This window comes from Thiomonas sp. FB-6 (assembly GCF_000377645.1).
In the GTDB taxonomy this organism is placed as follows: domain Bacteria; phylum Pseudomonadota; class Gammaproteobacteria; order Burkholderiales; family Burkholderiaceae_C; genus Thiomonas_A.
The window spans coordinates 56,681-79,217 of the sequence record NZ_KB898484.1; the positions used below are offsets into that span (position 1 = coordinate 56,681).

At 71.5% G+C, this 22,537-nt stretch carries 16 protein-coding genes, 1 tRNA gene and 2 pseudogenes; 10 read left to right on the plus strand and 9 right to left on the minus strand.

The features are described 5' to 3' along the window. The first annotated feature begins 5 nt into the window (after positions 1-5). The gene (locus tag D466_RS0112145; RefSeq protein ID WP_018913989.1) at positions 6-785 is read left to right on the plus strand and encodes a BPSS1780 family membrane protein; all 780 of its coding nucleotides are present in this window, start codon (positions 6-8) and stop codon (positions 783-785) included. Positions 786-849: 64 nt separating this feature from the next. Here D466_RS0112145 and D466_RS25145 read toward each other — a convergent pair. Beyond that, a pseudogene (locus D466_RS25145) lies at positions 850-1,095 on the minus strand (phytanoyl-CoA dioxygenase family protein); the annotation flags it as partial. Between D466_RS25145 and D466_RS25150 the strand changes: the two are divergent. Beyond that, on the plus strand, positions 1,003-1,293 hold the full coding sequence (locus D466_RS25150; RefSeq protein WP_018913990.1) for a hypothetical protein: 291 nt from the start codon (positions 1,003-1,005) through the stop codon (positions 1,291-1,293). The pseudogene D466_RS25145 and the gene D466_RS25150 sit on opposite strands and share 93 nt — an antisense overlap. Here D466_RS25150 and D466_RS0112155 read toward each other — a convergent pair. Next, positions 1,274-3,577 (minus strand): UvrD-helicase domain-containing protein, encoded by a 2,304-nt coding sequence (locus tag D466_RS0112155; protein ID WP_018913991.1) that lies wholly within the window; start codon positions 3,575-3,577, stop codon positions 1,274-1,276. The genes D466_RS25150 and D466_RS0112155 overlap by 20 nt on opposite strands. Before the next feature lie 106 nt (positions 3,578-3,683). Here D466_RS0112155 and D466_RS0112160 point away from each other — a divergent pair, with 106 nt between their 5' ends. The 5 genes from D466_RS0112160 (at position 3,684) to D466_RS0112180 (ending at position 12,484) form a co-directional block, all read left to right on the plus strand. Further along, positions 3,684-6,509, plus strand: coding sequence for a valine--tRNA ligase (locus D466_RS0112160; protein WP_018913992.1), 2,826 nt, complete (start codon positions 3,684-3,686; stop codon positions 6,507-6,509). A 26-nt stretch (positions 6,510-6,535) separates the two neighbouring features. Continuing rightward, entirely contained in the window at positions 6,536-7,414 is an 879-nt protein-coding gene (gene galU / locus D466_RS0112165; protein WP_018913993.1) for a UTP--glucose-1-phosphate uridylyltransferase GalU, read from the plus strand. Between the two features lie 223 nt (positions 7,415-7,637). After that, entirely contained in the window at positions 7,638-8,807 is a 1,170-nt protein-coding gene (locus D466_RS0112170; RefSeq protein ID WP_156004252.1) for a hypothetical protein, read from the plus strand. 1 nt (position 8,808) lies between these two features. Further along, the gene (locus D466_RS0112175; protein WP_038166131.1) at positions 8,809-9,726 is read left to right on the plus strand and encodes a hypothetical protein; all 918 of its coding nucleotides are present in this window, start codon (positions 8,809-8,811) and stop codon (positions 9,724-9,726) included. A 13-nt stretch (positions 9,727-9,739) separates the two neighbouring features. After that, positions 9,740-12,484, plus strand: a complete 2,745-nt coding sequence (locus D466_RS0112180) for a type VI secretion system Vgr family protein (protein WP_018913996.1) — start codon at positions 9,740-9,742, stop codon at positions 12,482-12,484. 5 nt (positions 12,485-12,489) lie between these two features. Here D466_RS0112180 and D466_RS0112185 read toward each other — a convergent pair whose 3' ends face one another. From D466_RS0112185 to hemC, 7 genes are all read right to left on the minus strand, one after another. After that, positions 12,490-12,741 (minus strand): sulfurtransferase TusA family protein, encoded by a 252-nt coding sequence (locus D466_RS0112185; protein ID WP_018913997.1) that lies wholly within the window; start codon positions 12,739-12,741, stop codon positions 12,490-12,492. A 58-nt stretch (positions 12,742-12,799) separates the two neighbouring features. After that, complete coding sequence (gene cysM, locus D466_RS0112190; protein ID WP_018913998.1) at positions 12,800-13,708, minus strand: cysteine synthase CysM; 909 nt, start codon at positions 13,706-13,708, stop codon at positions 12,800-12,802. A gap of 70 nt (positions 13,709-13,778) precedes the next feature. Then, a complete protein-coding gene (locus D466_RS0112195; protein WP_196803470.1) occupies positions 13,779-14,912 on the minus strand; it encodes an SLC13 family permease in 1,134 nt (377 codons plus the stop codon). Next, positions 14,905-16,122: a heme biosynthesis protein HemY gene (locus D466_RS0112200; protein WP_018914000.1), complete on the minus strand. Its 1,218-nt coding sequence runs from the start codon at positions 16,120-16,122 to the stop codon at positions 14,905-14,907. The genes D466_RS0112195 and D466_RS0112200 overlap by 8 nt, the downstream gene beginning before the upstream one ends. Beyond that, entirely contained in the window at positions 16,122-17,249 is a 1,128-nt protein-coding gene (locus D466_RS21605) for a uroporphyrinogen-III C-methyltransferase (protein ID WP_081629937.1), read from the minus strand. The genes D466_RS0112200 and D466_RS21605 overlap by 1 nt, the downstream gene beginning before the upstream one ends. A gap of 56 nt (positions 17,250-17,305) precedes the next feature. After that, the gene (locus D466_RS21610; RefSeq protein ID WP_018914002.1) at positions 17,306-18,100 is read right to left on the minus strand and encodes a uroporphyrinogen-III synthase; all 795 of its coding nucleotides are present in this window, start codon (positions 18,098-18,100) and stop codon (positions 17,306-17,308) included. A gap of 122 nt (positions 18,101-18,222) precedes the next feature. After that, entirely contained in the window at positions 18,223-19,197 is a 975-nt protein-coding gene (gene hemC, locus D466_RS0112215; protein WP_018914003.1) for a hydroxymethylbilane synthase, read from the minus strand. A 164-nt stretch (positions 19,198-19,361) separates the two neighbouring features. Here hemC and ppc point away from each other — a divergent pair, with 164 nt between their 5' ends. The 3 genes and pseudogenes from ppc to D466_RS23955 all read left to right on the plus strand — a co-directional run. Next, positions 19,362-22,181: a phosphoenolpyruvate carboxylase gene (ppc, locus tag D466_RS0112220; protein ID WP_018914004.1), complete on the plus strand. Its 2,820-nt coding sequence runs from the start codon at positions 19,362-19,364 to the stop codon at positions 22,179-22,181. 37 nt (positions 22,182-22,218) lie between these two features. Beyond that, positions 22,219-22,305, plus strand: a tRNA-Leu gene (locus D466_RS0112225). Positions 22,306-22,376: 71 nt separating this feature from the next. Continuing rightward, positions 22,377-22,537, plus strand: a pseudogene (locus D466_RS23955) (IS5/IS1182 family transposase); the annotation flags it as partial.

Here is a 22,537-nt window from a genome sequence, read left to right on the forward strand (position 1 = left end):
ATCCCATGATCCTTCGATCGGTTCCGGCCCGCGTGGGCCTGCTGTGGGTGCGCTTCGGCTTCGCCTGCCTCATGCGCCGCCCCCTGCAGGCCCTGCTGCTTGTGCTGGTGTATTTCGGCCTGGTCGCCGCGCTGCAGCTGGTGCCCCTGCTGGGCATTCCACTGTCCATCGCCGTCACCCAGGTCACCACGCTGGGCTTCATGCAGGGCGCGCGCAATATCGCGCGCGGCCAGCCGGCGTGGCCGACGGTGTTCGCCCAGTTGCTGCGCGTGCCGCCGCGGCGCCTGCGCTCGATGCTGCTGCTGTGCCTGGTCTACGCGCTCGCGCTGATGCTGGCGCTGGGCCTGTCCTCGCTGGCCGACGGCGGCGCGCTGCTGCGCCTGTTCCTGTTCTCGGCCTACCCGGCCAAGGGTGCCGTGGCCAACGGCGCGCTGGGCCAGGCGGGATTGATCACGCTGCTGGTCTATCTGCCGGTTTCCATGGCCTTCTGGTTCGCGCCGCCGCTGGTGGCCTGGTGGGGCATGGGGGTGGCGCAGGCGCTGTTCACCAGTTTCGTCGTGGTCGGCCGCAATCTCGGTGCCTTCGCGCTGTACGTGGCGCAATGGTGGGGCCTGTTCGCCGCCACGCTGATCCTCGGCTCCCTGGCCGCGGCGGCCTTGCGCCTGGACACTTCCTCGCTGCTGCTGGAACTGCCGTTGTGGCTGCTGCTGTTCGCGCCCTTCGCGCTGTCCTTCCAGGCCAGCGTGCACAGCCTGCTGGGCGAGCCGCCCGCCGACGGCTCCTGAGCGCCCCCAGGGCCGGGCTGCGCCCAGCCCGCCCCCCGTGGGGGTCAAGAAAACTTGGGGCGGCCCGGCGTTTTCTTGAGAACGCCCCCAGGGCCGGATACACGGCTTCGCACATGCGCCGGCGGTCCAGCACTTCCAGGGCCCGACCGAAGGCCGACGATACCTGCAGCAGGTTCGCCATGCGTGAAACCTCCGCCGTGCGATTGGCCCCGGCGGCGTGGAACAGCGCCGGATTGAAGAACAGCGCATCGCCCTTGCGCAGCGGCAACTGCACGAAATGCGCCTCGAAATAGTCGCGCACTTCGGGTCGCGGATGATCGACTCGAACACCGCCGTGGCCTCGTCGATGGGCGCGGTATCGGCGAAGGCCTGGCGCAGCACGATGGCCCCCGCGCCGTCCCGCAGCACGGCCACCCACTCGGACTGCAGCTCCCGGCATCGGTCCGCTTCCGCGATCCAGCGCCTCGACGCCTCGCCGTCGCCCTGTTTCAGGAATCCACCGGCGTGAGCTTGGCCACCGCCAGCGCCAGCCACTTGGTGCCGTGGCGATGGAAGCGCACCTGTGCGCGGGCGTCCTCGCCCCGGCCTTCCAGACTCAGCACGACCCCCTCGCCGAAGCGGTTGTGAAACACCGCCTGGCCCACGCGAAAGGCGCCGCCCGCCGGGACGGGGGCCGCCGCGCCGGCGGGGGCCGCGGCCGGCGGCGCCGGTTGCAGGCCCTGGCCCGGCCAGCCCCCCAGCCCGGAACGCACGGCGCCCGCGAGCATGCCGGGCACGCCGAAACCGGACTGGCGCGGGCTCAGCCACTTGATGGATTCCTGCGGCAGTTCGTCGAGGAAGCGGCTGCGCAGCTTGTAGCGGGTCTGGCCGTGCAGGATGCGGGTCTGCGCATGGCTGAGGTACAGGCGCTTGCGCGCCCGCGTGATGGCCACGTACATCAGGCGCCGCTCCTCCTCGACGCCGTCGGCCTCGTTGAGTGCGTTCTCGTGCGGGAACAGGCCTTCCTCGAGGCCGGTGATGAACACGGCGTCGAACTCCAGCCCCTTGGCCGCGTGCACGGTCATCATCTGCACCGCGTCCTGCCCGGCCTGGGCCTGGTTGTCCCCGGCCTCCAGCGAGGCATGCGAGAGGAAGGCCGCCAGCGGCGACAGCGTCTCCCCGGTGGCCGGGTCGATGCCCTGCTCGGCCAGGGCCTGCGTGCCCAGGGGCTGCTCCAGCAGCGCGCGCGCGTCCAGCCCGAAGCCTTCCTGGGTGACGAAGGCGGCGGCGGCGTTGACCAGTTCCTCCAGGTTCTCCACGCGGTCCTGGCCGTCGCGCTCGGCGCGGTAGTGGTCGAGCAGGCCGCTGTGCTCCAGCACCTGGCGGACCGTCTCGGGCAGGCTGGCGTGCTCGCACTCGCCGCGCATGCGCTCGATCAGCGCGGCAAAGGCCTGCAGGCTGGCACCGGCGCGCCCGGGCAGCTGGGCAATCGCGCCGGCCAGCGGCACGCCGCGCGCGGCGGCGGCGTCGGCCAGCTGCTCCAGCGAGCGCGCGCCGATGCCGCGCGGCGGGAAATTCGCCACGCGCAGCAGCGAGGTGTCGTCGTGCAGGCTGTGCAGCAGGCGCAGGTAGGCCAGCGCGTGCTTGATCTCCGCGCGCTCGAAAAAGCGCAGCCCCCCGTACACCCGGTAGGGAATTCCGGCGTTGAACAGCGCCCCCTCGATCACCCGCGACTGCGCGTTGGAACGGTAGAGCAGCGCGACCTGCTCGCGCGCGAAACCCTCACGCAGCAGCAGGCGGATCTCCTCGACCAGCCACAAGGCCTCCTGCTGGTCGGTCGGGTGCTCGATCACGCGCACCGGCTCGCCGTCGCCGGCCTCGGTGCGCAGCACCTTGCCCAGGCGGCGCGTGTTGTGGGCGATGAGCTCGTTGGCGGCCTCCAGGATGTAGGCGTGCGAGCGGTAGTTGCGCTCCAGCTTGATCAGGTGGCGCACGTGGAAATCGCGCTGGAAGTCGTCCATGTTGCCGACATGGGCGCCACGGAAGGCGTAGATGCTCTGGTCGTCGTCGCCCACCGCCAGCACCGCCGCCGGCTGGTCCTCGCCGGGGCCGGCCAGCAGCTTGAGCCACAGGTACTGCAGGCGGTTGGTGTCCTGGAACTCGTCGACCAGGATGTGGCGGAAGCGCTGGCGGTAATGGGCGCGCACCTCGGGGTGGTCGCGCAGCACCTCGTAGCTGCGCAGCAGCAGCTCGGCGAAATCCACCACGCCCTCGCGTTCGCACTGCGCCTCGTACGCGGCGAAGATCTCCGCGAACAGGCGGCTGTGCGCATCGTGGGAGTCGCAGTCGCGCGCGCGCATGCCGCGCTCCTTGCAGCCGTTGATGAACCACTGCACCTGCTTGGGCGGGGCGCGCTGGTCGTCCACGTTCATCGCCTTGAGCAGGCGCTTGAGCGAGGACAGCTGGTCCTGGGTGTCCAGGATCTGGAAGCTCTGCGGCAGCCCCGCGCTGCGCCAGTGCGCGCGCAGGAAGCGGTTGCACAGGCCGTGGAAGGTGCCGATCCACATGCCGCGCAGCGGAATCGGCAGCATGGCCGACAGGCGCGCCAGCATTTCCTTGGCCGCCTTGTTGGTGAAGGTGACCGCCAGGATCGAGGCCGGCGAGGCCTGCCCGGTGGAGATCAGCCAGGCGATGCGGGTGGTCAGCACGCGCGTCTTGCCGCTGCCGGCGCCGGCCAGCACCAGCGCGCTGTCGGCGGGAAGCGTGACCGCGGCGAGCTGTTCGGGGTTGAGCCGTGCGAGCAGATCGGACATGGCCCCATTGTAGGAGGCACCACGCCCGCGGCCGAGGCAGCCCGCCTACAATCCTGAGCTTTTGGCCTGCCCGCGATCGCCCGGGCACGCCCCCACCCGTCCCCCCATGACCGACCTCGCCAAGTCTTTCGAACCCGCCGACATCGAAGCGCGCTGGAGTGCCCGCTGGGAACAGCTCGGCTGCTTCGATCCCACGCTGGACGCGGCCCGCGAATCGTTCTCCATCCAGCTTCCGCCGCCCAACGTGACCGGCACGCTGCACATGGGCCATGCCTTCAACCACACGGTGATGGACACGCTGACGCGCTGGCACCGCATGCGCGGCCACAACACCCTGTGGGTGCCCGGAACCGACCACGCCGGCATCGCCACCCAGATCGTGGTGGAACGCCAGTTGCAGGCGGCCGGCCTGAGCCGTCATGAAATGGGCCGCCAGGCCTTCGTCGACCGCATCTGGGAATGGAAGCGCCATTCGGGCAGCACCATCGCGCGCCAGATGCGACGCATGGGGGACTCGCTGTCGTCGAAGTACGAGTACTTCACGATGGACGACAAGCTCTCGCGCGTGGTCATGGACAGCTTCGTGCGCCTGTACGAGCAGGGCCTGATCTACCGCGGCAAGCGCCTGGTCAACTGGGATCCGGTGCTGCGCAGCGCGGTCAGCGACCTGGAGGTGGAGAGCGCGGCCGAGGAAGGTTCGCTGTGGCACCTGCGCTACGCGCTCGAGGACGGCAGCGGCGCGGTGGTGGTGGCCACCACGCGCCCGGAAACCCTGTTCGGCGACACGGCCGTCATGGTGCACCCCGAGGACGAGCGCTACGCCGCGCTGGTGGGCCGGCGCGTGCGCCTGCCGCTGAGCGGGCGCCTGATCCCCGTGATCGCCGACGCGGCGGTGGACCGTGAGTTCGGCACCGGGGTCGTGAAGGTCACCCCGGCGCATGATTTCAACGACTACCAGGTGGGCCAGCGCCACGGCTTGCCGATGATCTCGGTCATGGGCCTGGACGCGCGCATGAACGACGAGGTGCCCGAGCCCTGGCGCGGCCTCGACCGCTTCGAGGCACGCAAGCGCGTGGTCGAGCAACTGCAGGCCGACGGAGCCCTGGTGGAGGTGAAGGAGCACCAGTCGATGATCCCGCGCTGCACCCGCACCGGCCAGGTGGTCGAGCCCATGCTCACCGACCAGTGGTTCGTGGCCACCACCAAGCCCGGCCCCGACGGCCGCAGCCTGGCCGACAAGGCGCTGGAGGCGGTGCGCGGCGGCCAGGTGCGCTTCGTGCCGGAGAACTGGGTCAACACCTACGAGCAGTGGATGCGCAACATCCAGGACTGGTGCATCTCCCGCCAGCTCTGGTGGGGGCACCAGATCCCGGCGTGGTGGGGCGAAGGCGGCGAGCTGTTCGTCGCCCGCGACGAGGCCGAGGCCCAGGCCAAGGCTCGCGCCGCCGGCTACCGCGGCAGCCTGCGCCGCGACGAGGACGTGCTCGACACCTGGTATTCCTCCGCGCTGGTGCCCTTTTCCACGCTGGGCTGGCCGGACGCCACGCGCGAGCTGGATCTGTTCCTGCCTTCGTCGGTGCTGGTCACGGGCTACGACATCATCTTCTTCTGGGTGGCCCGCATGATCATGATGACCACCCACTTCACCGGCAAGGTGCCGTTCCGCGACGTGTACATCCACGGCCTGGTGCTCGACGCGCACGGCAAGAAGATGAGCAAGTCCGAGGGCAACGTGCTCGACCCGGTGGACCTGATCGACGGCGTGGCCCTCGAGCCCCTGCTGGACAAGCGCACCTCCGGGCTGCGCCGCCCGGAGCTGGCGCCGCAGGTGCGCAAGGCCACCGAGAAGGAATTCCCGCAGGGCATTCCGGCTTTCGGCGCCGACGCGCTGCGCCTGACCTTCGCCTCGCTGGCCACCCTGGGACGCAACGTCAACTTCGACTCCAAGCGCTGCGAGGGCTACCGCAATTTCTGCAACAAGCTGTGGAACGCCACGCGCTTCGTGCTGATGCAGGTCGAGGGCCTGGACGAGCGCGAGCGCGGCATGGCCGAGTGCGCGCACGACTGCGGGCCCGAGGGCTACCTCGACTTCAGCGCGGCCGACCGCTGGATCGTCTCTCTGCTTCAGCGCACCGAGCAGGAAGTCGCGCAGGGGCTGGCCGACTACCGCCTCGACTTCGCCGCGCAGGCCATCTACCAGTTCGTCTGGAGCGAGTACTGCGACTGGTACCTGGAGATCGCCAAGGTGCAGATCGCCCACGGCAGCCCCGCGCTGCAGCGCGGCGCGCGACGCACGCTGCTGCGCGTGCTGGAGACCGTGCTGCGCCTGGCCCACCCCATCATTCCCTTCATCACCGAAGAGCTGTGGCACAAGGTCGCGCCGCTGGCCGGGCGCGGCGGCGCCACGCTGAGCCTGGCGCCCTACCCCGAGGCGCAGCCGTCGAAGCTGGACGAGCGCTCCGAGGCCGAGATCGCCGGCTTCAAGCAGTTCGTCGACGCCTGCCGCAACCTGCGCGGCGAGCTCGGCGTGTCGCCGGCGCAGCGCCTGCCGCTGCTGGCCTGCGGCGACACCGCGCTGCTGCAGCGCCACGGAGCGGCGCTGCAGGCGCTGGCGCGCGTGTCCGAGCTGCGCGTGTTCGCCAGCCGCGAGGAATGGGCCGCCGCCGTGCAGACCGCCCCCACCGCGGTGGTCGGCGACGCCAGCATCGCGCTGTTCATCGAGGTCGACCGCGCGGCCGAACGCGAGCGCCTGCAGCGCGAGGCCCAGCGCCTCGAGGCCGAGATCGCCAAGGCGCAGGCCAAGCTCGGCAACGCCTCCTTCGTCGAGCGCGCGCCGGCCGCGGTGGTGGAACAGGAACAACGCCGCGTGGCCGAGTTCGGCGCCACGCGCGACAAGGTGCTCGAACAACTCGCCCGCCTCGGCGGATCCTGAAACCTCGACTTCCAGGGAGATCCACCATGCCACCACCCGCAATCACCAAGGCCGTATTCCCCGTCGCGGGCCTGGGAACGCGCTTCCTGCCCGCCACCAAGGCCACTCCGAAGGAGATGATGCCGGTGGTGGACAAGCCGCTGATCCAGTACGCCGTGGAGGAAGCCTACGCGGCCGGAATCACCGAGATGATCTTCGTCACCGGGCGCCACAAACGCGCCATCGAGGACCATTTCGACACCGCCTACGAACTCGAGAACGAGCTCGCCGCGGCCAACAAGCAGGCGCTGCTCGACGTGGTGCGCAGCGTCAAGCCGGCCGACGTGCAATGCGTGTTCGTGCGCCAGCCGGTGGCCAACGGCCTGGGCGCCGCGGTGCTGTGCGCCGAACGCCTGGTGGGCAACGAGCCCTTCGCGGTGCTGCTGGCCGACGACCTGCTGGTGGGCCAGCCCCCGGTGATGGCGCAAATGGTGGACATCCATGCCCGCCACGGCCGCAGCGTGATCGCCACCGAGGAGGTGCCGCGCGAACACACGCGGCGCTACGGCATCGTGCGCGGCCAGGAAATCCTGCCGGGCCTGACCTCGCTGGATGCCATCGTCGAGAAGCCCTCCCCCGAGAAGGCGCCGAGCACGCAGGGCGTGGTCGGGCGCTACGTGCTCAGCCCGCGGGTGTTCCACCACCTGCGCCACGTCGCCCCCGGCGCCGGCTCGGAGATCCAGCTCACCGACGGCATCGCCGCGCTGCTGGCCGAGGAAGCCGTCTACGCCTACCGCTACAGCGGCCGCCGCTACGACTGCGGCAGCAAGCAGGGCTACCTGGAGGCCACCGTGCAACTCGGCCTGGCCCACCCCGAGACCGGCGAGGCGCTGGCCGCCTACCTCAAGGGCCTGCAACTGCCCTGAACGGCCCTGCCGGTCCGAGGCCGCCGCGCGGCGGCCTCGAGGGTCCGCGGCCTGGATGGCGCGGGCCCCGCCGCCCCGCCACCCGCGCGGGGCGCGCACTCCCCTGACACCGATCCCCACGCGCGATCGGGCTATTCAGGTCTTGCATCCCCACGCCGGCAGGGGCTTGCGGCACGGGCCTAGTCTGGCGGGCAGCGCCTTGCGCGCCGCCCGCCAGACCGCCATGCCCGAGCATCTCGACTTCCTGCTGTGCACCTCGCGCGACCCCGGCGAGCCGGTGGACATCGTGTGCTCCTGCGACGACTTCTGGAGCGTGGCCCAGCAGTTCGCGCTGCTGCAGCTGTACGCCCGCAAGGTCCTGTCCCCGCCCGGCGAGATCAACCTGCGGCGCGAGGACATCCGGATCATTCCCCCGCATCCCGCGCCCGACCCGCGTTGGCCACAGCCCTGTGCGAAGGGCGTGGACGGCCATGTGATCCCCCTGACGGCCGCCGTGCGTGCCGACTACCTGCACGGCTTAGCGCGCTACTCCAATCGTGCGCTGCGCATCGCGGGCGCCTACGCGAGGGTCTTCCTGGAAGACTTCGAGCATGGAGACATCAAGCGTCTGGGGCGCTTTCACTGGGCGGGGCTGGCCGCCTTCGCCTCCAAGCAGGTCGCCTTCGTCCTGCGCCACGAACTCGTGCAGAAATACGCCCCGCCGACGCTGCGCGCCCTGGGCAGGGGCAACCTGTGGCTGTACAACGATGCCTTGCCCTGGCACTACGCCTGGGCGCTGTGCCCCAAGTCGGTGGACAAGTGCGCGAAGCAACGCGACGCGCGCAACCTGGACCCCATCGTGCTGGCCAATCTGAGCATGCAGGAGTGGTCCGAGGAGGCGCTGAAGAACGTCCCCTGCCGTTTCGACGAGTCCAAGGCCGAACTGGGAGATCCCATCGGCAACGTGCAATGGACGCCCATGATGGGCGAGGCGATCGAGGCTTGGAGGGCGCTGGAGACCGAGACGGACACCGATGAGCGCGCGAAACGGGCGCTCGAGCATTTGAAGCTGATGGCCCGCCACGAGCAGGGCGAAGTCCTGCAGGGCTTCACCTACGGGGTGACGTTGTTTTCGAAGAGCCTGGCCCTGGTGCGGTTCGGGGACGAATGGCTGCACCTGCACCTGTCCGAACGTTCCGTCGCCTTCAAGTTCCAGCTCAGCTTCAGCGCCAAGGACTACGTGTCGGACCCCGCGTGGCGCTCCGACGCTCCTCCAGGCATTCGCGTGGAGGACTACAAGGAGCGGATGGACTGGATCGACGACGCCGCCGGAAAGTATCACGCACTCATGTACGGGGAGTTCCAGCAGCGCATGCTCGCCGAATTGCGCATCCTGGCCGACTACGAGGGCTGACGTGCTCCTGTCCCTGACTCGCCGCCGTCTGCTGTTTGCGGGCGCCGCAGCCTGCGGCGCGGCAGCCTTGCCCGGCGCCATGCGCTGGGGGCATCGCGGCCTCGTTTCCCTGTTCGCAACCCAGCAAGCCATGACCGACTCTCCCGCCACCATCGCACTCGGCGATCCCAGGAACTTCGATCTGCACGCTCCGGGCACCGGCATCGACCGCCAGCCGGTCGGCATGCACTTCTACGAACGCAGGTGGCCGGTGAATGCGCTCGGCAGCGTGCGCTATCTGCAGGGGCCCCACAGCTTCGGTGTTCCCCGGGTTTCCGGGGTGAGCGGTTCGTCCAACCCCGAGAGGCCCGAACGGGGCATCTACGCCTGGCGTATCAGGGCCTTCCCCATGGACGGACCAAGGATTTCTCACGCGCTCGCACGCGACAGACTGTTCGCGCTGTTCGAAGACATCCTGCGCGCGGGGTGGCGACGACTCCTGCCGCGCTCCAAGGCGCGGCTCCGCGGCGCCGAGGCCTTGCGGTATTTCCTGCAGCAAGGAGGCCGCTACCCCCTAGACCCGGCGTACCCGCTCAACCTGGACCAGTGGATGAAGGTCAACGAGAGCCTGCCCTACTGGCAGTTCTGGGCCGACGGCGTGTACCTGGACGTGCAGGTCATCGACGAGCCGGCTCTGCGCAATCTCGAGCGCCCAGGCGTCTACCTGTTCTCGATCACCCTGGAAAGCGAACCGCCGCACTTCTGGAAGTACTTCCGCAACGTCGAGGACATGCATCGCTGGACGGAACTGATTCCCGCCGAACTCGCAAAATTGAGCCACCTGCGCCCGCGCGCCGAAGCCGAGCTGCGCCGCCAGGGCTACGTGATCGACGAGACCTACCGCGACCCGCCCATCCTGGCGTTGGGCCGGGCGGCCTGAAGGGGAGGCGGCCATGCCCATCCAGCCCGACGAGGCCATTGCCGTGTCCCTGCTGAGCGAGCGCATGCCGCTGTGGCGGGACGAACCCGCGCTGCGCCTGCTCGAACTGGAGGGCGAGGAAGCACTCGGCAAGCCCTTCTGCTACCGCCTGCTGGCGCGCGACCGGCGCTCCGCCTGGGTCGTGCGGCAGGGCGAGGACCACACGCTGCGCCCCGGCGAGACCGACCGCACCGACGCGGATGCGCTGCTCGGGCAGGAGCTCGGCGTGTGCATCGAGCTGGAAGCGGGGATCCGCGACCGGCTCGGGCCCCCGGAAACACGCTGGCGCTGCATCAACGGCATCGTGACCGGACTGCGTCACCTGGATACCGATCCGCGCGGCCGCATGGTGGAGCTGCGCCTGGAACCCTGGCTGGCTCTTGCGCGCATGCGCAACCATTACCGCATCTTCCAGCGCCAGCGCGTCCCCGACATCCTGCGCTCGGTGCTCGGCGCCTACCCCTGGCCGCTGGACATGCGCTGCGGCGGCGACTATCCGGAGCTCGAATACCAGGTGCAATACGGCGAGACGGACTTCGACTTCGTCGTGCGCCTGATGGCGCGCTGGGGCCTGAGCTACTCCTTCGAGCATGCTTGCGTGGACCCGCGGCGATGCTCGCGCACGCCGGCGCACACGCTGGTGATCCGCGACCCCGCCTCGGGCGTGCAGCTGCAACCCTGCCCGGCCTACCGCGAGCTCGAACTGCGCCCCCGGCGCGACGCCCACGGCGAGCGCGACATGCCGGTGGTGCATGCCTTCGACACCTGCCTGCGCCTGCACGCCGAGCACACCCAGGCCTGGGATTACGACTTCCTGGCGCCGCAACGCAGCCTCGGCGCCGAGGCCAGGACCCAGGTGCCGAGGGACGTTCCGAGCGCCACCGGGTCCACCTGGCTGCACTGGCCGGCCGGATTCGACGCGGCGGCCCACGACACGGAGGTCTCGCACCATCTGGCGAAGGTGCGCCAATACCAGGCCGAACGAGGGAACTTCGTCGCGCAGGGCCACGGCGCCATGCGCGGGCTGCGCCCCGGGTACCGCTTCGACCTCAGCGGCCACTCGCTGGAGTCGCAGAATCGCCCGCACCTGCTCACCTCCACGCGCCTGCGCATCCAGGTTCCGGAAGACCACGGCGAGACGCAGGATCCGGCCGACGGCGAACCGCAGGCCCACTGCGAGTTCGAGACTCAGTGGTGCTACCGCCTGGTGCTGGTCGATGCTCCGCGCGATTTCGACGGCCAGTTGCGCAAGCCGCGCATCCACGGCGTGCAGACTGCCTGGGTGGTGGGCCCGCAGGGCCAGAGCATCCACACCGATTCGCACGGACGCATCCAGGTGTGGTTCCCCTGGGACCGTGACGGCAAGCGCAAGGAAGACTGCAGCTGCTGGATCCGCGTGGGCAGCCCGGCCAGCGGCGGCGCACAGGGCTACCAGGGCGTACCGCGCATCGGCCAGGAGGTGATCGTGGCCTTCGAACACGGCGACCCCGACCGCCCGCTGGTGCTGGGCTGCGTGAACGGCCCCGACAATCCGCCGAACTGGAACCTGCCCGGCCAGGCGCCGCTCAGCGGCTGGCGCAGCCGCGAGCTCGCCGGATACCGGGGCAACTGGAGCGAGGGGCGCAGCAGCCATCTGGTGTTCGACGACACCGAGGGCGAAATCCAGGCCCAGCTGGCCTGCGACCATGCGCACGCCGCGCTGGCCCTGGGCCGCGTCACCCGCATCGCGGGCAGCAGCGGGCGCCTGGAGCCGCGCGGCGAAGGCTTCGAGCTGCGCAGCGATGCCTTCGGCTCCGTGCGTGGCGCGGCCGGCCTGAGTCTGAGCACCGATGCCCGGCCAAGGGCCGCGGGACGCATCGACGATACCCAGGAGTCACGCGCCCGGCTGCTGCAGGCAGCGCAGCAGCAACAAGTGCAAGCACGAGCGGCCCGGCAGGCCGGCCTGGACGACGCCGCCGAGCAGGGCGAGGTGACCTCCAGCCTGAAGGACGCGGCCCGGCGGGCACCGGGCGAGGCGACGGCCTCCGCCGCGCCGGACCTGAACCTCGGCTCGGCCGCCTCCCTGCACGCCAGCGCGCAAAACCACGCGCACGTGGCGGCGGGCGAGCACCTGAGCCTGAGCAGCGGCGCGCATACCAGCCTGAGCACCGGAGGCAGCCTGCTGGCCAGCGCGGCGCGGGGCATCCGCCTGTTCGCCTGGCGCACCGGCCTGCGCCTGATGGCCTACGGCGGCGACCTGGACATCCGCGCCCTGCGGCACAACATCCACATCTGGGCGCGGCTGCGCCTGGAGGAGTCGGCCGAACACATCAGCATCCGCGCCGACAAGGACCTGTTGCTGCAAGGTGGCCCCAGCGCCTTGCACCTGGATAGCCAGGGTGTGCGACTCCAGGCGACTCAGTTCCAGGTGCACGCCAGGCTGGACGTGCTGCCGGCGCAGACCCTGGGAGTGGGTACGCGCGGGACACCCGAATTGCAGCAGTTCACACGCCAGGCCCGGCTGCTCACACCCGGCGCCGCGCAGTGGGGAGGTCTACGCTACCGCCTGGTGCCCGATCAAGGCGCCGCCGATGCACCCAACAGCCTGGGCTACGTCACGGCCGGCGCGGCGCTATCGCCCTCGCTGCAGACGGAGCAGGAGACGCAGTGGCGCACCAGGATGGCCTACGAAGCTCTCGTGGATGATCGTGTCACCGGCGAGCCGACGCCCAGCGGCTGAGGGCCTCAGCGCCGGCGCAGCAGGTGCGAGATCACACCGGCCTGCTCGGTCTGCGCCACCAGCTCGTTGCCGGTCTGGCGCGCGAAGGCCTGGAAGTCGCGCATGGAGCCGTGGTCGGTAGCCAGCACCCGCAGCACCTGGCCGCTTTGCATGGCCGACAGCGCCTTCTTGGCCTTCAGGATGGGCAAGGGGCAGTTCATGCCGCGGGCATCGACTTCCGCGTCCACCTTGTCCAGCGCCGCGCTTTCCCCGCTCATGGCCAACCTCGTCCGTTGCAGTCCCAAACCCTGACAATTCTACGCCCGGACGCGCTGCTCACGCAGCTGGGAATACCCCCGTGCTCAGGTAACGGTCGCCGCGGTCGCAGACGATGAACACGATGGTGGCGTTGCTCAGTTCGCGCGAAAGGCGCAGCGCCACCTCGCAGGCGCCGCCGGAGCTGATGCCGCAGAACAGCCCCTCGTCCCGGGCCAGGCGCCGCGCCATGGCCTCGGCCGCCGCCTGGCTGACCGATTCGATGCGGTCGACCCGCTCGGGCTGGTAGATCCTGGGCAGGTACTCCTGCGGCCACTTGCGGATGCCGGGAATGCGCGAACCTTCCTCGGGCTGGGCGCCGACGATCTGCACCGCCGGGTTGCGCTCCTTCAGGTAGTGCGAGACCCCGGTGATGGTGCCGGTGGTCCCCATGGACGACACGAAATGCGTGACCGTGCCATCGGTGTCCTGCCAGATCTCGGGGCCGGTGGCCTCGTAGTGGGCGCGCGGGTTGTCGGGATTGGCGAACTGATCCAGCACCAGGCCCTTGCCTTCGCGCTGCATCTGCTCCGCCAGGTCGCGCGCGTACTCCATGCCTCCGGCCTTGGGCGTGAGGATCAGCTCGGCGCCGTAGGCGCGCATGGTCTGCGCGCGCTCCACCGAAAGGTCCTCGGGCATGATCAGCACCATGCGGAAACCCAGGATGGCCGCCGCCATGGCCAGCGCGATGCCGGTGTTGCCCGAAGTGGCCTCGATCAGCGTGTCACCCGGGCGGATGCTGCCGCGTTCGGCGGCGCGGCGGATCATGGACAGGGCCGGCCGGTCCTTCACCGAACCCGCCGGGTTGTTGCCTTCGAGCTTGGCCAGCAGCACGTTGCCGCGGCGCTCGTTGTCGGCGGCGCCGATGCGTTGCAGGCGTACCAGCGGCGTGGCGCCGATGGTCTGTTCCAGGGTCTTGTACGAGGGCATCGAATTTCTCCTTCCTACATTCTGGCATGGGCGCCCGATCGGCGCCGGCATGCCGCTTGGATTCGCGGCTTCAGCCCACGAGGCGCATGACCAGCCAGACCAGCGGGGCACACACCAGCAGGAAAGGCAGGCTGATGCGGTGGAACTCGCCCAGGTTGCCGCGGCCGCCTTCCAGGCGCAGTGCGATCAGGTTGGCCAGCGAACCCAGCGCCAGCCCGAAGCCGCCCACGTCGACCGCCACCGCCAGCGGCATGGCCTGGCCCCCCACCTGGGGCCACAGCAGCACCGTGGCCGGCACGTTGCTCAGCACCTGCGACAGCAGCACGCCGCCGGCGTAGATCACCGGCGGGCTGTGCCAGTCCAGGCGCAGCAGCCAGGCTTGCAGCGGCGCCCATTGGGCGAGATGACCCAGGCCGGCGAACATCGCCGCCAGGGTGGCCAGCAGGCCCCAGTCCACGCGGCGCAGCACCTCGCGCCAGGCGGAGGCGAACACCAGCAGCGCGAGTGCCGCGGCCAGGCCCGAACGGTCTGCCTGCAAGAGCACGAGCACGCCCAGGAGCAGCAGGGCCGACACCCAGCCCAGTGCCGGCCGCACCGCCGGGGTCGGCGCGGCCGCGGCGTCGCCGTCGGCCAGCGCGCGCGCGGGCACCAGCAGGCACACGGTAAGCGCCAGCAGCGCGAGCATGGTGCCCGCGGCCGGCAGCATGCGCCACACGAAGGCCGCCATGGACAAGCCCGAGTGCTGCCACAGCAGCAGGTTCTGCGGGTTGCCCACGGGGCTGAGCGCCGAGCCGGCGTTCACGCCCATCGCTTCCAGGATCACCACCCTGCGCACCGGCAAGGCACTACCGCGTCCCAGCGCCACGGTGAGGGGCACCAGAAGGAACAGGCTGACGTCATTGGTCAGCACCATGGACAACAGCGCCGAGCCCGCCACCAGGGCCAGCGCCAGCGTGCGCTGGCTGTGGGCGCGCTTCGCCAGGGCCTGCGCCGCGCGCTGCACCGCGCCGCTGGCCCGGATGCCCTCGATGCTCAGCAACAGCGCGAACAGGCCCAGCAGGGTCGGCAGCGCCAGCCAGTCGCGCCAGCGCGCCCAGGGCTGCGCATCGATCAGTTGCAGCGCGACGGCGACACCGCCGAACACCAGCAGCAGGCGCTCGCGGCGCAGCGCCTTCCACCAGGCATGCGCCCGGCGCTCAGGCACCACCCGCGGCACCGCCGTCGTCGTTGGCCAGGTCGAGCGCGGCCAGGCGCCAGTGGCGCATGGCCTGGTCCTCGCGTTCGATGCGCTCCTGCAGGCGCCCCAGCGCCGCGTGGATCTGCCCGCGCAGGCGGCGCTCGTCCGGCTGGCATTGCTCCAGCGCGCGTTGCAGGTACTGCTGCGCCTTGCCCCAGAGTTCCAGTTCCACACAGGCGCGCGCCGCCAGGAAGCTGGCCTGGGCCTCCTGCGGCCAGCGGTCCATCCAGGCCTCGGCCTGGGCGACGAAGGCGGCGTCGATGCCGCCCAGCATGCCGCGCAGCGCCGGCATCAGTGCCGCCGGCTCGGCCTGCGGCACGCGCAGGGCCTCCACCAGCAGCGCGCGCGCCTGCGCGGCCTCTCCGGCCTGGGCCAGGCCGCGCGCGGCGGCCGCGGCGATCTGCGGATCGTGGCGCAGCGCCGGATCGAAGGATTTCCAGATCGCGCGCAGCGCCTCGGCGTCGTGGTCGGCCTGGCGGATCAGCCCCAGCGCGGCGCCGTGGATCATGGCCTGCGCGGCGGCCGGATGCAGGCCGTGGTGCTTGCGCAGCGCGCCGGCCAGGCGCAGCACTTCCGCATGGTCGTGCAGCGCGCGCGCCGCGGACAACGCCAGGCGCAGGGTCTGGGTGCGGCGCTGCACGCCGCCCGACAGGCCGCGCAGCGCGCGTTGCGCGGCCTGCGCGTCGCGCGCCTCGATCTGCCACTGCGCCTGCAGCAGCGTGCCGGTTTCGCGGGCGGCCGGCGGCAGGGCCTCCAGGTAGGCGTCGCGGCGCTCGTAGGCCTGCACGGCCTGCGCCGCCTGCGCCGCGGTGAGCAGCGCGCCGGGGCGGAAGGCCTCGAGCTCGGCGGCGCGCGCCGCGGCGCGCTCGGCCCGCCGGAAACGCCCGCCCAGGTGATGCAGCAGCGACTCGTGCAGCGCGGCCGCGGCCACCTGCACGCGCCGGCGCGATCGGAACTGGGCGGCAGCGCGCGGCAGGCCGAGCAGCAGGCTGAGCGCGCGCACCGCCGCGTACAGCAGCGCGAAGCTCAGCAGCAGCACCAGCACCGCCAGGTTCAGCGAAACGTCGATGCGGTAGGGCGGCAGCAGGATGGCGACGTTGCCCGGGCGCCCGCTGGCCGCCATGGCCAGCAGCGCCGCGCCCAGCGCCAGGGTGATCAGCCAGGCCAGCCAGCGCATCAGTCGCTCCCCAGGCCGAGGTTGGCCAACACCAGCAGGGATTGCAGGTTGGCCGCGGGCTGCACCGTCAGGTCGACCTGCGCGATCTGCGCGGCCAGGGCCCGGGCCATCTGGGTGCGCGCCTGGCGCGGGTTGAACTGGGTCTGCAGCACGCGCTCGATGTCCTGCATGTCCACCTTGAAACCGAAGGCGTTGCGCGACAACAGGTCCAGCCGGGCGTTGAGCACGCGCAGCTTGAGGTTGGCGCGCAGGAATTCATCCTGCGTGGGAGAGGCCAGCAAGGCGTCGGGGTGCTCCACGCGGGTGATGGTCACCAGGCCGCGCGCCTGACGCCAGGCCTCGCCGCCCACGCGGCTCAGCCAGCCGCGCCAACCCTTGGCAGCCGGCTGCGAGGCCGCCTGGTCGGGGGCGGAGGCCCCTTCCAGCGGATCGGCCGAGCCCAGGGTCTGCAGGCGATCGATCATCGCGGCGAGCTGGTCCAGGCGCTGCGCGGCCACCGGCACGTCCGGCACCACGGCCGCCTTCAGCCGGGCCAGGTCCGACTGCACCGCGTGGGCGACCAGCGCGGCGCGCGGGCTGTCCACCCGCTGCAGGCGCTGCAGGCTGGACTGCAAGGTGGTGATCAGCGGCTGCAGCGTGCCGGTGAGCTCGGCCTGCTGCTGCGCCAGCGCGATGAGCTCGGCGGTCTGGCCCAGGAAGGCGTCGTCGCGGGACTTGGCGAGGTCCTGCACCAGTTGCTGCAGCGCCGCGCGCTGCGCCGCCAGGTCCTGCTCGCGCGACTGCAGCACGGCGATCTTGGCGGCCAGATCGCGCGTGGCCTGCACGTTCTGCGTGGCGATGGTGCGCGCCTCGATCGAATGGGTCTGGGCCTGTTGCAGGCGCTGCGCGATTTCCGCCTGGGTCGCGTACAGGCGCTGGTTCAACCACCAGGCCACCAGGCCCACCAGCACCAGCAGGCCCAGCACGGCCAGCCACAGCGCCGCTCCCCCGCGCCGCGCGACAGCGGGTGGCGCCGGGGGCGGCCTGCCGCCGCCGCCGGGGATGCCCGCGGCCGGTGCAGCTGCGGGAGCCGGCGCGGCCGGAGGCGGCGCCGGCGGGTTTTCGTCGGGTACGGTGGGCTCGGACATGGCGCCGATTCTAGAAGCTTGCGCCCGGGCAGCGCCCGTCACGCCACGCGGCGCCTTCAGCGCAGGGCGCGCAGCAGGGTGCCGGCGCGGAACTCCACCACGTCCACGCGCCCGAAACCCGCGTGGCGCGCGGCCTCGGCCACGCGCGGGTGATGCACCAGCGCACGCTGTCCCGCCAGTTCGCGCCGCGGGTCCAGCCCGGCCGCGCGCAGCAGTTCGACCAGGTTGTTCAGCGAGGAGGCCGCGCCGATCTGCCAGGCCGCGCGCAGGCCCAGCAGTTCGCGCAGGCGCGCCAGGCGCGGGGCGTCGGCGGGGGGCGCGGCGCGCCGGTACAACTCCACCACCCGCACCTCGGCGCCCGCGGCCTGCAGCGTGGCCGCCAGCCAGTCGCGCCCGCCGTCGCCGCGCAGGATCAGCACCCGCGCGCCCCCCCATTGCGCGCGAAGGGCCTGCAGTTCCTGCCACAGCGCCTCGGAATCGGCGCCGGCCTGCTGCGCGCACAGCAGGCGCAGGCGCTGCGGGTCCTCGCCGCGCTCGCGCAGGCCGCGCTCGAAGGCCTCCCGGCTGGCGCGCCCGATGAGGCCCACCGCGCACGCCGCCGGCCAGGGCTGCTCGCGCATAGGCAACAGCGCCTGCACCGCCGAGGGGCTGACCGGCACGGCCAGCTGGAATTCCTCCAGCGCCTGCACGGCGCGGCGCGCGGGCAGCGGATCGGCCGCCGGCAGCACGTGGATCAGCGCGAACTCGTGCACCCGCACGCCGGCGGCGCCGAGCTCGAGTTCCAGCGCGGAGGGCCCGGCATCCTGGCCGGGCTCGCGCGCGCGCGTGACCACGAAGTGCGGGGAGTCCATGGCGTGGGTACCGTATCGGGTGCCGTATCGGGTGCCGTATCGTCCCTGGCCGGGCTGCGAGGCTGCGCACAGGGTCGGAGCTGTGCGCGGCGCCGCGGCCGGACGGGCCGCGCCGGCGCCGCTCAGGACGCCTGCAGCCGCTCCAGCAGGGGCTGCGCGCCCTGCTCGTGCAGCTGACGCGCCGCCGCGCGCCCGAGTTCCTCGGCCTGCTCCGCGTCGGCCACCGCCGCGCGCAGTTCCACGCGCAGCACCTGCGAGGCGTCGGGCATGCCCAGCACGGCGCGCAGGCACAGCTCGCCACCGCCCAGGCCCCAGCGCGCATGCGCGCCCAGCGGCGTGCTGCAGCTGCCGCCCAGCGCGCGCGCCAGCGCGCGCTCGGCCAGCGCCGCCAGCGCCGTGGGCGTGTGCTGCAAGGCCTGCAGGCGCGCCGCCAGCGCGGGTTCGCCGCTGCGGATTTCCAGGCCCAGCGCGGCCTGCCCAGGCGCCGGCAGCATCTGCTCGGTCTCGATGAAGCCGCGGATGCGCTCGCCCAGCCCCAGGCGAAGCAGGCCGGCGGCCGCCAGCACGATGCCGTCGTACTGGCCTTCGTCCAGCTTGCGCAGCCGGGTGTCGAGGTTGCCGCGCAGCGCGCGCACCTGCAGGTCCGGACGCAGCGCGCGGATCTGCATTTCCCGCCGCAGGCTGGAAGTGCCCACCACCGCGCCGCGCGGCAGCTCCGTGAAGGCCGCGGCCTGGCTCGACACCCAGGCGTCGCGGGGATCCTCGCGCTCCAGGATCGCGCACAGATCGAAGCCCTCGGGCAGCTGCATGGGCACGTCCTTCAGCGAGTGCACCGCGAGGTCGGCCCGGCGCTCCTGCATGGCCAGCTCGAGCTCCTTGACGAACAGCCCCTTGCCGCCGACCTTGGACAGCGCGCGGTCGAGGATCTGGTCGCCGCGGGTGGTCATGGACAGGATGCGCACGTCCAGGCCCGGGTCGAGCGCGCTCAGGCGCTCGCGCACGTGTTCGGCCTGCCACATCGCCAGGCGGCTCTCGCGCGACGCGATGACCAGGCCCGTGGCGCGGGCTTCGGAGGAGGGAGTGGAAGCTTCGGACATGCGCGCGATCCTAGCAGCGCGGCCGCGCCTGCCCTCCCGGGAGGTTCCGCCAGGCAGGCGCGCTGCTAGCATCCGGGGGTCCGACCGGCGGCGCCGGGCCGGGCTTCCCCCTTCGTCCACCCCGCGAGCGCCCCCGCGGCCGCCGCCCTGCCCGCCCGACACCCATGCCCTCCAAGCCGCCCGTGCCCGACGATACCGCCCTGTTCGACGACATCCGCCTGCTCGGGCGCATGCTGGGCGACGTGATCCGGGAACAGGAGGGGCAGGCGATGTTCGACACCGTCGAGCAGGTGCGCCAACTGGCCGTGCGCTTCCATCGCGAGGGCGACGCCCGCCAGCGCCGCATGCTGGGCCGGCTGCTCGAGAGCCTGTCGCGCGACCAGGCGGTCAGCGTGATCCGAGCCTTCAGCTATTTTTCCATCCTCGCCAACCTGGCCGAGGACCGCCACGTGCTGCGCCGGCGCCAGGCCCACGAACTGGCCAGTGAGAGGCCCCAGCCGGGCAGCGTGCGCGCCGCGCTGGACAAGCTGCGCCGCGCCGAGGTGTCGCCCGAGCAGCTCGAGGAGTTCTTCGCGCATTCGCTGATCGCGCCGGTGCTCACCGCCCACCCCACCGAGGTGCAGCGCAAGAGCCTGCTGGACGCCGAGCGGGAGATCGCCCGCCTGCTCGCCGAGCGCGATGCGCCGGCGGCGCCGCGGCGGCGCCGCCAGCTCGAAGCCGAGCTGCAGGCGCGCATCACCCAGGTCTGGCAGACGCGCCTGCTGCGCTACACCAAGCTGCGCGTGTCCGACGAGATCAAGAACGCGCTGTCCTACTACGGCAGCACGTTTTTCCAGGAAGTGCCGCGCCTGTACCTGGACCTGGAGCAGGACCTGGACGAACTCTTCCCCCGCGCGGACGGCAAGCCCTGGCGCCTGCCCTCGTTCTTCCGCATGGGCCACTGGATCGGCGGCGACCGCGACGGCAACCCCTTCGTCACCGCCGAGACCCTGCAATACGCGCTGCGCCTGCAGGCGCGCACCGCGCTGACCCACTATCTGGACCAGGTGCACGCGCTGGGCTCGGAGCTGTCGGTGTCGCTGATGCTGGCCAGTGCGAGCCCGCAGCTGCTGGCGCTGGCCGAGGCCTCGCCGGACACCAGCGAGCACCGGCGCGACGAGCCCTACCGCCGCGCGCTGATCGGCGTGTACGCGCGCCTGGCCGCCACGCTGCGCAAGCTCGGCGGCACGCAGGCGCTGCGCCACGAGGTCGGCCCCGCCGAGCCCTATCCCGATGCCGAGGCGCTGGCCGCCGACCTGCGCATCGTGCGCGACTCCCTGCAGGCCCACCACGCGCAGGCGCTGGCCGGCATGCGCCTGGCGCCGCTGCTGCGCGCGGTGGAAGTGTTCGGCTTCCACCTGGCCACGCTGGACCTGCGCCAGAGCTCCGACAAGCACGAAGCCGTGCTGGCCGAACTGCTGCAGCGCGCGCAGCTTTGCCACGACTACTCCGGCCTCGACGAGGCCGCGCGCATCGAACTGCTGCTGCGCATGCTGCGCGACCCGCGTCCGCTGCGCGTACCCGACGCCGAGTACTCGGAGCTGACCGTGTCGGAGCTGGCGGTGTTCGAAGCCGCACGCGCGGCGCGCCGCAGCCTGGGCGAACAGGCGGTGCGCCAGGCCATCATCTCCCACACCGAGAGCGTCAGCGACCTGCTGGAAGTGCTGCTGCTGCAGAAGGAATGCGGCCTGCTGCACGGCACGCTGGGGGCCGAGGGCGCGCAGGTCGAGCTGATCGTCGTGCCGCTGTTCGAGACCATCGCCGACCTGCGCAACGCGCCGCAGATCATGCAGGGTCTGTACGAACTTCCCGGCATCGCCGAACTGGTGGCGGCCTCGGGTTCGCTGCAGGAGATCATGCTGGGCTACTCCGATAGCAACAAGGACGGCGGCTACCTGACCTCGAACTGGGAGCTGCACAAGGCCTCGGTGGCGCTGGCCGATCTGTTCGGCCGGCTGGGCGAGCGCCACGGCATCCGCATGCGCCTGTTCCACGGGCGCGGCGGCAGCGTGGGGCGCGGCGGCGGCCCCAGCTACGAGGCCATCCTGGCCCAACCGGCGGGCACGGTGGGCGGCAGCATCCGGCTCACCGAACAGGGCGAGGTCATCTCCAGCAAGTACGCCAACGCCGAGATCGGCCGGCGCAACCTGGAGACCCTGGTGGCGGCCACGCTGGAGGCCACGCTGCTCAGCGCGCGCCAGCCGGCGCGCGGCGCGGGCCGGCGAGGTACCCGCATGGCGGCGCCGCAGAGCTTCCGCGAGGCGGCGGCGGAGCTGTCCCAATCGGCCATGCACGCCTACCGCGAGCTGGTCTACGGCGACCCCTCCTTCGCGCAGTATTTCTACGCGGCCACGCCGATCCGCGAAATCGCCGGGCTGAACATCGGCAGCCGCCCGGCCTCGCGCAAGCCCAGCACCGAGCTGGGCGACCTGCGCGCCATTCCCTGGAGCTTCTCCTGGGGCCAGTGTCGCGTGGCGCTGCCGGGCTGGTACGGCTTCGGCTCCGCCGTGCAGTCCTTCGTGGAGCGCCGCGGCGACGAAGGCGCCGAGCTGCTGGCGCGCATGCACCGGCAATGGCCGTTTTTCCAGGCCCTGCTGTCCAACCTGGACATGGTGCTGTCCAAGACCGACCTGGCCGTGGCCTCGAACTACGCCCGACTCGTGGGCGACGCCGCGATGCGCCGACGCGTGTACCGCGCCATCGAGCAGGAATGGGAGCGCAGCGTGCAGGCGCTGCGCGACATCACCGGCTGGTCGCAGTTCCTGCAGACCAACCCCACGCTGGCGCGTTCGATTCGCGCGCGCTTCCCCTACATCGACCCGCTGAACCACTTGCAGGTCGAGCTGCTGCGCCGCTTCCGCGAGGGCCAGACCGACGAGCGCACGATCCGCGGCATCCACCTCAGCATCAACGGCATCGCAGCGGGATTGCGCAACACCGGCTGAGCAGGCAGGGCCCGTATGGAATAATGACGGGTTGCGGGCCGGGATGGCGGAATCGGTAGACGCAGCGGACTCAAAATCCGCCGCCAGAAATGGTGTGGGGGTTCGAGTCCCCCTCCCGGCACCAGAACATGATCAAGCACTTAGGGCAACGCTGAAGAAGGTCCACCGCCGAGGGGGCTCGTGCGTTGAAGGTAGATGAAGCAACAGACCCTTGCCATGGCCGCCGATCAAGCCGCCGGATTTGAGCAATACCGTAAGCCGACGAAGCGCGACGTGTTCCTGCAGACGATGGACGAGATCGTGCCGTGGGCGCAGTTGTGCGAGGTGATCGAGCCGCACTATCCCAAGGGCAAAGG

Bases quoted from the DNA above. Each gene is read 5' to 3' on its own strand.
- D466_RS0112145 (WP_018913989.1), top strand. From the start codon at position 6: ATGATCCTTCGATCGGTTCCGGCCCGCGTGGGCCTGCTGTGGGTGCGC.
- D466_RS0112155 (WP_018913991.1), bottom strand. From the start codon at position 3,577: ATGTCCGATCTGCTCGCACGGCTCAACCCCGAACAGCTCGCCGCGGTC.
- D466_RS0112160 (WP_018913992.1), top strand. From the start codon at position 3,684: ATGACCGACCTCGCCAAGTCTTTCGAACCCGCCGACATCGAAGCGCGC.
- galU (WP_018913993.1), top strand. From the start codon at position 6,536: ATGCCACCACCCGCAATCACCAAGGCCGTATTCCCCGTCGCGGGCCTG.
- D466_RS0112170 (WP_156004252.1), top strand. From the start codon at position 7,638: ATGCCCGAGCATCTCGACTTCCTGCTGTGCACCTCGCGCGACCCCGGC.
- D466_RS0112180 (WP_018913996.1), top strand. From the start codon at position 9,740: ATGCCCATCCAGCCCGACGAGGCCATTGCCGTGTCCCTGCTGAGCGAG.
- D466_RS0112185 (WP_018913997.1), bottom strand. From the start codon at position 12,741: ATGAGCGGGGAAAGCGCGGCGCTGGACAAGGTGGACGCGGAAGTCGAT.
- cysM (WP_018913998.1), bottom strand. From the start codon at position 13,708: ATGCCCTCGTACAAGACCCTGGAACAGACCATCGGCGCCACGCCGCTG.
- D466_RS0112200 (WP_018914000.1), bottom strand. From the start codon at position 16,122: ATGCGCTGGCTGGCCTGGCTGATCACCCTGGCGCTGGGCGCGGCGCTG.
- D466_RS21605 (WP_081629937.1), bottom strand. From the start codon at position 17,249: ATGTCCGAGCCCACCGTACCCGACGAAAACCCGCCGGCGCCGCCTCCG.
- D466_RS21610 (WP_018914002.1), bottom strand. From the start codon at position 18,100: ATGGACTCCCCGCACTTCGTGGTCACGCGCGCGCGCGAGCCCGGCCAG.
- hemC (WP_018914003.1), bottom strand. From the start codon at position 19,197: ATGTCCGAAGCTTCCACTCCCTCCTCCGAAGCCCGCGCCACGGGCCTG.
- ppc (WP_018914004.1), top strand. From the start codon at position 19,362: ATGCCCTCCAAGCCGCCCGTGCCCGACGATACCGCCCTGTTCGACGAC.